Raw genomic sequence first — 14,128 nt, 5'->3', positions numbered from 1 at the left:
CTCGAATTATCGAGGCTTTTTTATTTAATAATGTTTTAGGGGGAACAGATGAAAACAATGGCAGTCATTATTACTACACCTCCAACGAGTCATTTAACACAAACAGCTTTTCAATTGATTGAAACAGCCCTTCGCCAACACTCAAAAGTTATAGGGGTATTTTTTTATCAATCGGGTGTTTTAAATGCAAGTCAGTATTTATCGATACCTAATGATGAATTTCCTCTACAGAAAAAGTGGCAACAATTAAACAAAGATCATGCTGTCCCCTATTACCTTTGTAGTACAGCGGCTGAAAAACATGGTTTAATCAAAGCTGATGAGCCAATGAGTACTAGTTTATTAATGGATGAATTTACTATTGCAGGATTAGGTGAACTAGTAGAGTTATCGCTTAAAGCCGATCGTGTGGTGCAATTATAATGTCTGAATATACGCCTAAAACTATCTCTATTTTAAATACTAGTGCCCCTTTTGGACAACCGAACGCCAAGGATGCGTTAGATGTTGCATTGATTATGGGAACATACGAACAAACTACGCATTTATTTTTTCAAGGTGATGGTGTCTGGCAATTAGTGACACATCAGCAGCCAGAATCTATTCAAGTTAAAGATTTTTTAAAAACATTTAGTGCCTTTGAATTTTACGATTTAGAAAACATCTACGTTTGTAAACAAAGCTTAGTTGAGCGTAACTTATCGGAAAATTTCCATATAGAAAATGTTCAAGTATTGGAAAAATCAGATTTTTCAATAAAGCTAACGTCAAGCGATGTTATTTTAAGGTTTTAAAAATGAATAAAAAAACGCTTCATTTGTTGAGGCAATCACCATTTAATAATAATGATGTTGAACTTTGTTGTGCAAACTTATCAACAGAGGACGCTATAGTGTTGATTGATGATGCTAGTTATCTTCTTAATCATCCCCTGTTGACTGATATATTACTCGCTTGCCAGAACATATATATAATTGAACAACATGCATTAGCACGTGGACTAACCTCTACAGGAAATATCCAAGTAATAAGTATTGAAAAATTAACCCAACTTATTTTTGACTATGACAATTCGGTGACTTGGCAATAATGACGATAGTATTTGAAGGGAAAGAAATAGCAACAGATTCACAAGGATATTTAGTGAATTATTCTGACTGGCATGAAGCATTAGCGCCAATAATTGCACAGGCTGATAATACAGAGTTAACACAGGCGCATTGGGAAGTGATCACGTTTGTAAGAGAGTTTTATCTAAAATATAAGACATCACCGGCAATTAGAGCCTTAACAAAAGCGATGAAAGCAGAGTTTGGCGAAGAGAAAGCAAGTAGTCGGTATCTTTACCGGTTGTTTCCAGAAGGCCCGGCTAAACAAGCAACAAAATATGCAGGCTTGCCTAAACCTGCACGTTGTATTTAATTTTATTTTTTAAAATCTAAACTTTAATATTGATATTATGTCCACTACTCGCAGTTGTTGGCAGTTGCGCAGCGTCAACACTAGCACCTTCAATTAACTTAACGGCCATTTGCCCTTCCAGTTCTTGTTGACCCTGAACTTTTTTCGCAGTGAGTAATGCATGACCTGTTTCGATATCTGAATTAACAGGATTTGATGAAGCGATGGTAATTGACATATAAACCTCTTTTTACCTATGTACTGAATTTAAATATAGCGCTCAAAACTGTTATCGGCAGCAAAATAAAAAACATGAATAAAAAAAGGCACATTAAGTGCCTTCTTCAATATTCAATGCATTCATTAACTAAGCGGTAATGTTGGCACTGTAATACCAGACATTTCAAGCATAACACGAACCACCTGACAGCTATAACCAAATTCATTGTCATACCATACATATAAAACAGCGCGGTCACCATCAACAATAGTTGCTTGTGAATCAACCACACCCGCATAACGAGAACCAACTAAATCTGTTGAAACGATTTCACTTGAAGCCGTGTAATCTACTTGATTTTGCAATTTTGAATTTAAAGAAATATTACGCAAGTAATCGTTTAATGCTTGCTTATCTGTGTCTTTTTTCAAGTTTAAATTCATGATTGCCATTGAAACATTTGGAGTAGGAACACGTATCGCGTTACCCGTTAATAAACCTTTCAATTCTGGTAAAGCTTTAGAAACAGCTTTAGCAGCACCTGTAGTACTAATAACCATATTTAAAGGAGCACTACGACCACGACGAGGCGCTTTATGATAATTATCAATTAAGTTTTGATCATTAGTATAAGAGTGAACCGTTTCAACATGACCATTTTTAATACCAAAGTTATCATTAATCGCTTTTAAAACAGGCGTAATAGCATTAGTAGTACAACTGGCGGCTGAAACAATTTTATCGTCTGCTAAAATCATATCTTCGTTAACACCATAAACAATGTTTTTGATATCACCTTTAGCAGGAGCGGTTAATAAAACTTTAGCAACGCCTTTTGATTTAAGATGTTGACCTAAACCTTCTTCGTCAGTCCAGATCCCGGTATTATCAACAACTAGCGCATCATTAATACCATAAGCTGTATAATCTATTTCAGCAGGTGATTTTGCATAAATTACTTTAATAAAAGCACCATTAGCTCTAATAACGTTATTTTCTTCATCAATAGTAATGCTGCCATTAAATGCACCATGTACCGAATCGCGACGTAATAAACTGGCACGTTTAGCTAAATCCCCTTCTTGACCAGGGCGAATAACGATAGCACGTAAATTTAGCGTAGCACTTGGACCCGCACGCTCAATTAATAAGCGGGCAAGTAAACGACCAATACGGCCAAAGCCATATAAAACAATATCTTTGGATTCAAGTAAGTCGTTAGTTTTAGCAATGTCTATTAATTCTTTTTCTAAAAACTGTTCAATTGATAAGCCATTAGCTTCGCCTTTGAATAAATAACGATATGCTAATTTACCGACATCGATTCTAGCCGGTGCTAAATTCATTTTACTTAATGCTTCTACAAACGGAAAACTTTCGCGTAAACGAAGTTTGCTTTCTTCATGTAGTGCTACTGATTTATGTGCTTTAATTATATCGATTGCCGAAGCATTCACTAAAGGACGACCATAAACAGATATTTCGATACCATTATTTCTGAAAAGTTGGCCGATGATTGGCTGCATATTTTCAGCAAATGTTTGGCGTTCTTGCCAACTAGTTTGATATTGTTCCTCAAGATGAGAAGTCATTGCGTAAACCTTTTTATTTCAGTCAATTGAACGATGTACTATTATAAATTATAGTAATAATTCACAATAGTGAAATGCGGTGCGTATTGTAATGGAACATGAAACATTTCGCCATAGGTTACATAAAATTTATCAAGATTAGGTTAAGCTTACATATGCAAACGTCATCCATAACACTTATTATTTTATTGTTCTTAGTTTCAGCTTGTGATTCGGGCCCTAGCTTTGCTCAATTGTGTGAGCAAAACCCAGAGATTTGCGGTGAATTTCATGAAGACTCTTGGTGTAAAAGAGAGAGAATTGCGGTAGGTAAAGCCAATATTGATTATAAAATCAAACCGGGTGATATTCAGCAGTTTAATCAGTTAATTGCCTATGAAAACTATAATACCTGTGTAAGCCACGCCTCTAAAATTGAACATATTAAGTTAAAAGAAAAGCAAACCCGCCGTATAGAAAACATGATGAAAGCAAGGCAGCGCATTGAAGAGATAGCAGAGCTAACCCGTGATTCTGAGCATCCGCGTCTCCTCTATTTTCATTGGACTCGATATTTAAACGAACAAGCGTTAGAGAAGTTTTTAGCACTCGAAGGGACAAAAGTGCTAGAGACACCTGAATCTCAATACGAACTTGCTACGTACTATATTAAAAGGGATCAAGATAAAACCTTACAACTACTCTTTCATGCTTTAGAACTTAATAAGCTTGAAAGTGAAGTTAACCCAGAAATATTTAAGTCGCTATCCTCTATATTTGCTGATAAAAAACAACCAAAGCAATCCTATATTTGGTTGAGGGTTTTACAATTATATATGCCTGAAGATACCAGTCTTTCTCAAAGTACTTTAGATAACTACGTGCAGTTAAATAATCTAGATGTGAATTTTTTAAATAAAGTGGCTGAAACCACTTTAGACAAAATTATCAATGCGAGCTTCACGTCACCCAAATTTTAACCCAAATATGTGTTAATTTTTTGATGCGATAAAATGTAGACTTAAAGAATTAACACAATATCTTTTACCCGTAGGCTCAGGGCCATCATTAAAAATATGACCGAGATGAGAATCACAAGAAGCACATTGAATTTCAACTCTTTGCATGCCATGAGAATGATCAGGTAAATACTTTACCCGATCATCTAAACTCTCAAAAAAACTAGGCCAGCCACAACCGGCATTAAATTTTGCTGAAGATTTAAATAAAGCTTGCTCGCAACACGCACAATGATAAGTACCTTCTAACCAATGATCATTATATTTACCCGTAAATGGCTGTTCGGTAGCGGCTAAACGACAAACGCGGTAAGCATCATCGCTTAATTTATCTTTATACAAGTCATCTTTATTCGTCATCATTAAAGCTCGATCATATTTTTCTCAGCTGTTCCCCATTGAACGTGAAACTTTTTACCTTTTGGTTTATCTACACGCTCAAAGGTATGGGCACCAAAGTAATCTCTTTGGCCTTGTAGTAAATTAGCAGGTAAAACAGATGTTCGCATAGAATCATAATATGATAATGAAGAAGATAAAGCCCCTGCAGGTATTCCCATCAAGGTAATATTTGCAATCGCTTTACGCCATGACATTTGATTATTACTTAATTGCTTAGCGAAAAATTCATCTACTATAAGACTTTCAAGTTCTTCATTTCTTTCAAAAGCATCCGTGATTGATTGTAGAAATGCGGCTCTGATAATACAACCTGCCCGCCATATTTTGGCAATACCAGCGAAATTCAAACGCCAACCATGTTCTTTTTCTGCTAATTTCATTAATTGAAAACCTTGAGCATAGGCACAAATTTTTGAACAATATAATGCGTCATGTAAATTATCAATAAACTCTTTTTTCGATTCAGAGGTAAATGAAATGAGTTCTGGACCGGATAAAAGAGGTTCAGCTGTAATTCTTAAGTCTTTGAATGATGAAATAGAGCGAGCATAAACTGCTTGGGTTATTGTTGGTGCAGGCGCCCCAACTTGTAAACTACTGACGGCGGTCCAAAGGCCGGTACCTTTTTGACCTGCTTTATCTAAAATCAAATCAACTAAAGGTTGCCCTTCACTGTCTTTATGACGAAGTACTTCAACAGAAATTTCCATTAAATAACTATCTAATGGCCCTTTATTCCATTGTTCGAAAATATCAGCAATTTCATTAGTTGATAATGATAAACCAGCACGTAATACATGATATGCCTCACAAATGATTTGCATGTCAGCATACTCAATACCGTTATGAACCATTTTTACATAATGACCTGCTCCTGCTGGCCCAATATATGTAGTACAAGATTCACCATGTTCGATGATCTCTCCAGGTTTAGTTCGCTCTAATGGCTTACCTGTGACTGGATCTACTTTCGCTGCAATCGCTTCCCAAATTGGTTTAATTCTCGTCCAAGCATATGGTGCACCACTTGGCATTAATGAAGGACCAAACCTAGCTCCTTCTTCACCGCCAGAAACAGCAGAAGAAAATAAGATAAAGTTATTCTTATATTTTTCTTCTCTTGCTACGGTATCAACCCATAAACTATTCCCTGTATCGATAACAATATCATCAGGCTGAATTCCTGCACCAATTAAACTCTCAGATACTTGATCGACAGGCTCTCCAGCAGGTACTGACAATACAATTAAATGTGGTGATTTTAATTTTGATAAAAGTTCTGTATAGGACGAACAGCCAATAACTCTTTCATTGTCTGAGTTATTTTCTAGTTTGTCTTGTTTTATTGCATCCGCAACTTTTTCATTGTCTAAATCAAATGCTGCAATAGTAAAGCCGTTATCAGCTAAATTTAAAACGAGGTTTTTGCCCATTACACCAAGGCCTATAAAACCAATGTCACACAGGTTTTCTTGTTGAGTCATGTGTTATCCAGAGAGTAAATTATTTTTTATACAATTATGATTATTTTATCATGGTATTTGCTGACTTCACATTATATTGCTTATAAAAAATGCTATATGGTTAAATAAATGTAATATATTTTTATTTTACTGTAATAATATTAATTATTTCGAGGTTTTTTCATGGTTTTATCAATTTTTTCTTGAGTTTTTTCATAAATAATGTAATTTTACTACATTATTGTTATTAAGGATCCATTATGACTATTAAAGTAGGTATCAACGGTTTTGGCCGTATCGGCAGATTTGTTTTTAGAGCAGCAGCAGAAAGAAGTGACATAGAAATCGTTGGTATTAATGATTTAATAGACGTTGATTATATGGCATACATGCTTAAATATGACTCAACGCATGGTCGTTTTAAAGGAACTGTTGAAGTTGAAGATGGACAATTAATCGTTAACGGAAAAAAAGTTCGCGTTACTGCAGAAAGAAATCCTGCAGATTTAAAGTGGAATGAAATAGAAGTTGATGTAGTTGTTGAATCAACAGGTTTATTTTTGACTGATGAAACGGCTCGTAAACATATTGAAGCAGGCGCGAAAAAAGTTGTGTTATCTGCTCCATCTAAAGATGATACGCCAATGTTTGTTATGGGCGTAAACCAAGATAAATATACCGGACAAGAAATTGTATCTAATGCTTCTTGTACTACTAACTGTTTAGCTCCTATTGCTAAAGTATTAAATGATAATTGGGGCATCACGGATGGTTTAATGACTACCGTTCATGCAACAACTGCGACACAAAAAACAGTTGATGGTCCATCGGTAAAAGATTGGCGTGGTGGTCGCGGTGCTGGCCAAAATATTATTCCTTCATCAACCGGTGCAGCAAAAGCCGTTGGTAAAGTTATTCCTGAATTAAACGGAAAATTAACAGGTATGTCGTTCAGAGTACCGACACCAAACGTTTCAGTAGTTGATCTTACCGTTAACTTAAAGAAACCAGCCACCTATCAAGAAATTTGTGATGCAATGAAAGCGGCATCATACGGTGAGTTAGAAGGTGTTTTAGGTTATACCGAAGATGATGTTGTTTCTAATGACTTTATTGGTGAAACCTGCACTTCAGTTTTTGATGCTGGAGCAGGTATTGCGTTAACAGATAATTTTGTCAAAATTGTTTCTTGGTATGACAATGAAATTGGTTACTCAAATAAAGTATTAGATTTAGTTGCTTATATCAGTAAATAACCAATTTTCTTTTCAAGAAAGCAATAAAAGTTAGTTTCTAAAACGTCAATTTAATTGGCGTTTTTTTATGCCCAACTTCCTGCAATTATTAAAAAATATCTAGTAAATATTAATATTACCTTATTCTCAAATATCAACGATCAGGGATTCACTTTCTCTAGACAAAAAATATGCACCCTAAGGTGCATATTTTATAAAAGTTAATTTACTAAAACAGAGTAAATTTATTTTATATGTTATTTTTAATGCTTAATCGTCTCGCCAATCCACAGATAAATAATGAAAATATTGTAAAAGTACCAAAACCTGCACCTTGACGTTCAATTTTATCTTCAACCTCTGAGCAGTCTTCAATTTCCCCGGCAACAGGAGCCATTTTAACAGCACGTACAACGTCTTCCTTTAATGGATCACCTGATGAGTTATACATTAATTCACCTTTCGAATCTCTTCTGTGAACTTTTACTAAAGCAGTTGCTGAAATTTCATTGTTTTCATTAATATCACGCGCTTCAATAATCGTATATTCACTTAGACATGGTAAAAAGTCATTTAAATTAGTAAAGGTATTAGTATTGATATCAAATAGAAAACCATTCGTACGACGAGGGTTACTTGTGCTGTCGTTATGGGTTTCAACTTCACCTTCGCCAACAATTAAACCATGCTCGTTTATTGCTCGTGCAGTACTGGCTGAACCCGTAAAATACCCTTGCGGTAAAATCATTTCAGGATTTTCGGCGTTAGTATCTACATAGTAAAATTTTGTACGATAAGAGCCATTACTTATTGTGGTAGCGTGACCTACAGCGATACCCGCATCGTTAATATCATAAGCACGAGACTCAAAGTATTTACCATGATCTTCAGTAAAATCAGTTACGGTACCATTTTTAAAGACGACGGCATAAGTACTGGTTGATTCAGTAGCACTAGGATCAGTTTCGTTCTCATCAATCCAGCCAGTAGAATAACCAACGGCAACACCATGGTTGTTAATCGCTTGTGCAACACTAGTAAATTGTCGTTGATCATCAGGATGCGGGGTTACAAGATAACCTAACGCTTCACTTGATATTTCACCCGAGGCATCAACATTCCATTTAAATGCTTCAGTATTGTACATAGTTGAAGCGATTGTTTGTACACAGGCTTCAAAAAGCAAATTCTCTAGTCTTTCTTCGTCAGCACAACCACCGTCCGTGCTTTCAATGAACTCAAGCGCTGCTTCGTTGATCACAGTACTCGCATAACCAACAGCAACACCGTTATTGTTTATGTGTAAAACAGCCGATTCACCACCATATCTATTCTCTGGTGGCATAATTGGAATAATGGTTTGACCTTGATCAGTAGATAGGAAACCACGTGTGGTAAACTCACTGACCCAGAAAGTTACCTCATCACCATCACTTTCAGTAAAATCTACCGGTAAAAATGGTGCTGAGCCATTACCGTAAATCCAACCTTGGTCAGTAACACCGTTAATATAATCAACGGTTGAACGTGTATAAGTTTCAGTTCCTTCAAAGTATTGATCAAACACAGTAAATTCAACCGACTCACCACCAAAGTTTGTCATGGCAATGATATCGCCATATTTTTGATAATAAGAATCTGCGTTCTTGCCTTTTAGAAATTGAATCGCCCAAGATAAATCGTTCGCTGTAGGTGTTCCCGCTCTTAAAGCATCTTCATCTTCAATATCTTCAAGTTCATGGATACTTTCATGTTGAGTATTTGCTAAGTAAACGATGTTATCTAAATCGTCTTCATCTAAATATTGAAACAATACGGGGAAGTTATAAACATCTGTACCTGATATGGCCATTTCCCCGATATTATTCTCTTGCTGAGAATATGTGTATTTCAGTTTTTCTGCGGCACCTTTATCAATTATTTGATAAGTTGCAGCATTGACTGAAGAAGCAGTTAAAGCACTACTTATACCAAGGGTTAATACTGATTTAAAAAATTTATTCATTTAACTACTGTACTCTCACTTCTTGCTATAATTCATCTAACTCTTGCCACCTTGCGAAAGCAACTTCAAGCTTCGACTCAGTTTCTTCAAGCTGGTTCAATATTTTTTTAGTTATTTCACTGTCTTGATTAAAAAAATCAGCTGAATTAACTTGTTCTTGTAATGATGAAATTAATTGTTCATATTCATCAATTTGCTCTGGTAACGCTTCTAACTCTCTTGATTCTTTAAAAGAAAGCTTCTTTTTTGCAACGACTTTCGTTTTAGCCGCAACAGAAACTTTAGTGGTGCTGTTTTCTACCGGTTTATCAACACCTTCAGACATTTTTTTGCGTTGTTCATCTTTTAACGCTAAATATGAATCAACATCATCGTAGCCACCAACGATTTGTGTGACATGACCACTGCCATCAAAATACAAGCAAGTATTAACACAATTATTGACAAAATCACGATCATGGCTGACTAAAATAACTGTTCCTGCATAATTTGCAACGACTTCTTCCAATAACTCTAAAGTTTCTATATCTAAATCGTTAGTTGGTTCATCGAGAATCAATAAGTTACTGGGTCTTAAAAATAATCTTGCGAGTAATAAGCGGTTTTTTTCGCCACCTGAAAGTGCTCTAACAGGTGTTCGTGCCCTTTTAGGACTAAATAAAAAATCTTGTAAATAACCAAGTACATGACGCGTTTTACCGTTAACGGTGACTTCTTGTTTACCTTCTGCGACGGTATCTTGAACTGTCATATCTAAATCTAAAGCATCGCGATGTTGATCAAAATAAGCAATATCAAGATTTACCCCGATACGCATTTTGCCAGAAGTCGGCTTTAGTTGTTCCATAAGTAATTTAATTAAAGTCGACTTACCTGTGCCGTTCGCGCCAATTAATGCCAGTCTATCGCCGCGGGTGATCAATAAATCTAGGCCTTTAAAAATAATTTTTTCATCAAATGCCATTTTTAATTGTTCAGATTCAAATACTAGTTTACCTGAACGTTCACCTGCTGATATTTTTATATCACCTTGTTTTTTCACATCACGGCGTTGCTGACGTTCTACACGCAATTTTTCTAATGCTCTAACTCGGCCTTCGTTTCGTGTTCTTCGTGCTTTAATCCCCTGCCTTATCCAAACTTCTTCTTCCGCCAATCGTTTGTCAAATAGCGCATTTTGAGTCGCTTGTACTTCTAAGTCATGAGCTTTTTGTTCAATATATAAATCATAATTACCTGGGTAACTGACAAGCTGACCTCGATCTAAATCAAGGATCCTTGTCGATAATCCACGAATAAACGCCCTGTCATGACTGATAAAGATAATGGTACCTTTAAAGTCTTTTAAAAACTGTTCAAGCCAAAGTACGCTACTGATATCAAGATGGTTAGTAGGTTCATCGAGTAATAAAACATCTGGTTCACAAACAAGCGCTTTTGCTAATGCAAGTTTACGCAACCAGCCCCCTGATAAGTCACTCACCATCTTATCAGCATCCAATGCGAGTGTTGTAAGTACTTTTTCAATACGTTGTTCATCTTGCCAAGCATTCGCTTGATCAAGTTGTTGTTGGACATTTGCTAGTTTATTCAAGTTTTCTTCAGACGGGTCTTCATCAATTAAATGAATTACCGCATGATATTGCTTTATTAACTCAGCGTTTTCTTCAACGCCTTGAGCGACATAATCAAACACCGTCATCGCGCAAGATTCTGGAGGATCTTGCTCAAGCATAGCTAACTTAACATTATTAGAGATCAGCATAGTGCCATCATCTAACGTTTGTTTGCCCATCAATACTTTCATTAATGACGATTTGCCTGCGCCATTTTTCCCAACTAAACAAACTCTTTCACCAGTTTTAATGGTTAATTCAGCTTTATCTAAAATACTATCTTCGCCAAAGGCTAATTCACCTTGGCTAATACGAATCAATTCCATACTAACGTTTAACTCTATTTATTTAATTATTTACTTGCGTTACTTAACTCTACGTTCTGAACTTAATCAATTATTTTGAATAAACGCGGTAATTTCTCTGATATCAAATGGCCAAAATAACTTTTGCTTGTCTGATAATCGCTCTAGAACTGGAATATGAATACCGTAAAGTTCTACTAAGTTTTCTTGATTTAATGGGTTATCTACAATATCAATCACTTTTAGGTATTTGTGTTGTGAAGTCCTCAAAAAAAGTTCAACCGCTTGTTCGCACAAATGACAGCCTTCACTACTGTATATATGATATTTAATTGTCATCAACCTTAACTCTTTCTACAGATCAACCAACTATTATGGATATGTTTATTGCGTTCAAAGTCTTTATCACGGGTTATATCACTAATATTTTTTGCCGTTAAGCCAAGTTGAGCGATGGCGTCACTGTCCATTTTGAAATTACGTTTATTGTTAGTAAAAATAATTTCACCGCCTTGTGATAATGATTTTAAAGCATCCGTAATCACCTTAATATGATCACGTTGTACATCAAAACTATCTTCCATTCTTTTAGAGTTTGAGAAAGTGGGAGGATCAATAAAAATGATATCAAATGTTTGGCTATTTGCTTTCAACCACTTTAAACAATCTGCTTGAATAAATTGATATTTATGACCCGATAAATTATTTAAAGTGAAGTTGTCTTGAGCCCAGTTAAGATAGGTATTAGACATATCAACCGTAGTGATAGATTCAGCACCATGCAGTGCAGCTTGTAACGAAACAGAGCCAGTGTAAGCAAAAAGGTTTAATAACGATTTACCTTTGGCTTTTTTCGCAACCATTTGACGAGTTTTACGATGATCAAGAAACAAACCAGTATCGAGGTAATCCCAAACATTTATTTTTAATTTTGCGCCGTATTCAGTCAAAACGATAGACTGTTTACTCTCTGATACTTTTTGGTACTGATTACTGCCTTTTTGTTTTGCTCTTGTTTTCAAAACTACTTTTTCGGTCGGCACATTGAGCACTTTAGGCGCAAAATAAATCACTTCTTGTAATCGTTTAGTAACTTTAGCTTCATCAATGGTTTTTGGTGCGGCATATTCTTGAATAACAAGATAATCACCATATACATCAACAGCTACATTGTATTCAGGAATATCAGCATCATAAATCCGATAACACGCTATTTGTTCTTTCTTAAGCCAACTCTTTAAATTTTTCTTATTTTTTGACAAGCGGTTAGCAAATGCTGAATCTTTTTGTTCAAACTCTACATCATTACTGTGTCCTGCTGCTTGCTTTTCATCAATGTTATATAAAGCAAATTGACAATCTAAAGGACCATTTTTAAATTTATAGCGTTTAAAACTGGCTAATTTCATTAATGTTAATAGTTCAGTATTTGCGGTTAAAATAGCAATACGCCAATCAATAAATTGAGCTTTTAATTTTTGGCCCAATAAAACAAAGTTTTCTACTAGCTCAGGTAATTCACCGATACGTTCTCCATAGGGTGGATTAAACAAAAAGGTTCCTTTTGTCCCGAACGCATTGTTTAGTTTATTAATGTCTTTGCAAGAAAATTCAATAAATTGTTGTAAACCTGCATTTTTTGCATTTTGTTGAGCGGTTTTTAAAACACGGCTGTCGATATCAACACCAAACACTTTGGTTTTAAGCTTTTCTAACCCTAACTGTGAAGCATGTTTTGCTTGAGTTAATTGCTCAAACCACACATCTTCGTCGTGCCCTTGCCAATGAGAAAAACCCCATTTTTCTCTATCGATACCAGGTGCATAATTAGCTGCCATTGACACAGCTTCAATTAAGATGGTGCCTGAACCACACATAGGATCAACTAAAGGTTTTGAAGGGTCATCAAGCCAACCTGAACGCAGAATAATCGCAGCAGCTAAATGTTCTTTTAAAGGAGCCGCACCAGTATGCTGACGGTAACCACGTTTGAATAAACTACGGCCAGAAAAGTCGAGATAAAGCGCAACTTTCTCTTTTAATAGTCGTGCTTGAAAACTAATGTCAGGGTCATGCTTATCAACAGAAGGTCTATCAAACCCTTGATCTCTAAAGTTATCAACCAAAGCATCTTTTATAGTTAAAGCGCCAAATTGGCTATTTCTTATATTTTCAGAGACGCCAACAAAGTCGATGGCAAAGGTGCATTCTGATGAAAAATGTTCTGACCAATTAACACTTTTTGCCGCTGCGTATAACGCTTCTTTATTTTCAGCATCACCTTCACCTAGTTTCAGTAAAATACGAGTCGCTAAGCGTGAGAACAAGCAAATATGATAAGCATTCTCAATGGTGGAGGTAAAATATACCCCTTCTGGCTTTTGTATAATTTGTTCTGCTTGTAATTCTTTTAACTCTTGCACTAAAAGAATTTCAATACCAGGCGATGTTAATGCTAAAAACTGTTGCATGTATATTTTCAAGACCTATAAAGACCGAATTTGTATTGCCCGCGATTATAAACAAAGACAGGCATTACTGATATAGCAATCATTATAAAACAAGGTTAAATACCGGAATATTTATTGAACGTTGTCACTGCTTTAAAAATAAGCATTAAATTGTTTATATATCCCTCTCATTGTTGATAAAAAAAGCAATTAGCTCATTATTGGAATAAATAACAAAAAACTTCACAAAACGCCTTGCATTATTCGGTAACTATCCTTAAGATACGCCTCGTTTTCACAGCAGTGAAACCTTTCTTTAATAACGGAAATAAAACGTTGTTGGCTTGTTTAAGTTCACTTAAACCATTCGGACGCGGGATGGAGCAGCCTGGTAGCTCGTCGGGCTCATAACCCGAAGGTCGTCAGTTCAAATCTGGCTCC

General features: G+C 35.7%; 14 protein-coding genes. 6 read left to right on the top strand and 8 right to left on the bottom strand.

Annotation, left to right across the window (positions count from 1 at the left end):
• Positions 1-48 precede the first annotated feature (48 nt).
• The 4 genes from tusD to Q4493_RS14180 are packed head-to-tail and all read left to right on the top strand — an operon-like array spanning position 49 to position 1,422.
• A complete protein-coding gene (tusD, locus tag Q4493_RS14195) occupies positions 49-423 on the top strand; it encodes a sulfurtransferase complex subunit TusD (RefSeq protein WP_303453899.1) in 375 nt (124 codons plus the stop codon).
• A complete protein-coding gene (gene tusC, locus Q4493_RS14190; RefSeq protein ID WP_303453896.1) occupies positions 423-794 on the top strand; it encodes a sulfurtransferase complex subunit TusC in 372 nt (123 codons plus the stop codon). Before tusD ends, tusC begins: the two co-directional genes overlap by 1 nt.
• 2 nt (positions 795-796) lie before the next feature.
• Positions 797-1,090, top strand: coding sequence for a sulfurtransferase complex subunit TusB (gene tusB / locus Q4493_RS14185; protein ID WP_303453893.1), 294 nt, complete (start codon positions 797-799; stop codon positions 1,088-1,090).
• A complete protein-coding gene (locus tag Q4493_RS14180; RefSeq protein ID WP_303453891.1) occupies positions 1,090-1,422 on the top strand; it encodes a TusE/DsrC/DsvC family sulfur relay protein in 333 nt (110 codons plus the stop codon). The genes tusB and Q4493_RS14180 overlap by 1 nt, the downstream gene beginning before the upstream one ends.
• 16 nt (positions 1,423-1,438) lie before the next feature.
• Here the strand turns inward: Q4493_RS14180 and Q4493_RS14175 are convergent, their stop codons facing one another.
• Both Q4493_RS14175 and Q4493_RS14170 read right to left on the bottom strand, forming a co-directional pair.
• Entirely contained in the window at positions 1,439-1,639 is a 201-nt protein-coding gene (locus tag Q4493_RS14175) for a hypothetical protein (protein WP_303453889.1), read from the bottom strand.
• Positions 1,640-1,764: 125 nt separating this feature from the next.
• The gene (locus tag Q4493_RS14170) at positions 1,765-3,213 is read right to left on the bottom strand and encodes a glyceraldehyde-3-phosphate dehydrogenase (RefSeq protein WP_303453887.1); all 1,449 of its coding nucleotides are present in this window, start codon (positions 3,211-3,213) and stop codon (positions 1,765-1,767) included.
• Between the two features lie 155 nt (positions 3,214-3,368).
• Between Q4493_RS14170 and Q4493_RS14165 the strand changes: the two genes are divergently transcribed.
• Complete coding sequence (locus tag Q4493_RS14165) at positions 3,369-4,172, top strand: DUF2989 domain-containing protein (RefSeq protein WP_303453886.1); 804 nt, start codon at positions 3,369-3,371, stop codon at positions 4,170-4,172.
• 12 nt (positions 4,173-4,184) lie between these two features.
• Here the strand turns inward: Q4493_RS14165 and msrB are convergent, their stop codons facing one another.
• Positions 4,185-4,571, bottom strand: a complete 387-nt coding sequence (msrB, locus tag Q4493_RS14160) for a peptide-methionine (R)-S-oxide reductase MsrB (RefSeq protein WP_303454136.1) — start codon at positions 4,569-4,571, stop codon at positions 4,185-4,187.
• 2 nt (positions 4,572-4,573) lie between these two features.
• Positions 4,574-6,097 (bottom strand): NADP-dependent phosphogluconate dehydrogenase, encoded by a 1,524-nt coding sequence (gene gndA / locus Q4493_RS14155; RefSeq protein ID WP_303453884.1) that lies wholly within the window; start codon positions 6,095-6,097, stop codon positions 4,574-4,576.
• Positions 6,098-6,336: 239 nt separating this feature from the next.
• On the opposite strand from gndA, the gene gap reads away from it, so the two are divergent.
• Positions 6,337-7,332 carry a type I glyceraldehyde-3-phosphate dehydrogenase gene (gene gap / locus Q4493_RS14150; RefSeq protein ID WP_303453880.1) on the top strand — a complete coding sequence of 332 codons (996 nt, stop codon included), beginning with the start codon at positions 6,337-6,339 and terminating at the stop codon, positions 7,330-7,332.
• Positions 7,333-7,561: 229 nt separating this feature from the next.
• On the opposite strand, the gene Q4493_RS14145 is transcribed toward gap, so the two are convergent.
• From Q4493_RS14145 to rlmKL, 4 genes are all read right to left on the bottom strand, one after another.
• Complete coding sequence (locus tag Q4493_RS14145; RefSeq protein WP_303453878.1) at positions 7,562-9,316, bottom strand: DUF3466 family protein; 1,755 nt, start codon at positions 9,314-9,316, stop codon at positions 7,562-7,564.
• Between the two features lie 25 nt (positions 9,317-9,341).
• Positions 9,342-11,258, bottom strand: coding sequence for an ABC transporter ATP-binding protein (locus tag Q4493_RS14140; RefSeq protein WP_303453875.1), 1,917 nt, complete (start codon positions 11,256-11,258; stop codon positions 9,342-9,344).
• A 66-nt stretch (positions 11,259-11,324) separates the two neighbouring features.
• A complete protein-coding gene (locus Q4493_RS14135) occupies positions 11,325-11,576 on the bottom strand; it encodes a glutaredoxin family protein (RefSeq protein WP_303453873.1) in 252 nt (83 codons plus the stop codon).
• A gap of 5 nt (positions 11,577-11,581) precedes the next feature.
• Positions 11,582-13,708, bottom strand: a complete 2,127-nt coding sequence (gene rlmKL, locus Q4493_RS14130; RefSeq protein ID WP_303453870.1) for a bifunctional 23S rRNA (guanine(2069)-N(7))-methyltransferase RlmK/23S rRNA (guanine(2445)-N(2))-methyltransferase RlmL — start codon at positions 13,706-13,708, stop codon at positions 11,582-11,584.
• Between the last annotated feature and the right edge of the window lie 420 nt (positions 13,709-14,128).

The sequence above is a fragment of the Colwellia sp. 1_MG-2023 genome (assembly GCF_030546755.1).
Lineage (GTDB): Bacteria > Pseudomonadota > Gammaproteobacteria > Enterobacterales > Alteromonadaceae > Thalassotalea_H.
The sequence above is the reverse complement of the archived record's forward strand: the minus strand, read 5'-3'. Positions and strand labels throughout refer to the sequence as shown.

Excerpts from the sequence above, each read along its gene's own strand:
- tusD (WP_303453899.1), top strand. The coding sequence starts at position 49 with ATGAAAACAATGGCAGTCATTATTACTACACCTCCAACGAGTCATTTA.
- tusC (WP_303453896.1), top strand. The coding sequence starts at position 423 with ATGTCTGAATATACGCCTAAAACTATCTCTATTTTAAATACTAGTGCC.
- tusB (WP_303453893.1), top strand. The coding sequence starts at position 797 with ATGAATAAAAAAACGCTTCATTTGTTGAGGCAATCACCATTTAATAAT.
- Q4493_RS14180 (WP_303453891.1), top strand. The coding sequence starts at position 1,090 with ATGACGATAGTATTTGAAGGGAAAGAAATAGCAACAGATTCACAAGGA.
- Q4493_RS14175 (WP_303453889.1), bottom strand. The coding sequence starts at position 1,639 with ATGTCAATTACCATCGCTTCATCAAATCCTGTTAATTCAGATATCGAA.
- Q4493_RS14170 (WP_303453887.1), bottom strand. The coding sequence starts at position 3,213 with ATGACTTCTCATCTTGAGGAACAATATCAAACTAGTTGGCAAGAACGC.
- Q4493_RS14165 (WP_303453886.1), top strand. The coding sequence starts at position 3,369 with ATGCAAACGTCATCCATAACACTTATTATTTTATTGTTCTTAGTTTCA.
- msrB (WP_303454136.1), bottom strand. The coding sequence starts at position 4,571 with ATGACGAATAAAGATGACTTGTATAAAGATAAATTAAGCGATGATGCT.
- gndA (WP_303453884.1), bottom strand. The coding sequence starts at position 6,097 with ATGACTCAACAAGAAAACCTGTGTGACATTGGTTTTATAGGCCTTGGT.
- gap (WP_303453880.1), top strand. The coding sequence starts at position 6,337 with ATGACTATTAAAGTAGGTATCAACGGTTTTGGCCGTATCGGCAGATTT.
- Q4493_RS14145 (WP_303453878.1), bottom strand. The coding sequence starts at position 9,316 with ATGAATAAATTTTTTAAATCAGTATTAACCCTTGGTATAAGTAGTGCT.
- Q4493_RS14140 (WP_303453875.1), bottom strand. The coding sequence starts at position 11,258 with ATGGAATTGATTCGTATTAGCCAAGGTGAATTAGCCTTTGGCGAAGAT.
- Q4493_RS14135 (WP_303453873.1), bottom strand. The coding sequence starts at position 11,576 with ATGACAATTAAATATCATATATACAGTAGTGAAGGCTGTCATTTGTGC.
- rlmKL (WP_303453870.1), bottom strand. The coding sequence starts at position 13,708 with ATGCAACAGTTTTTAGCATTAACATCGCCTGGTATTGAAATTCTTTTA.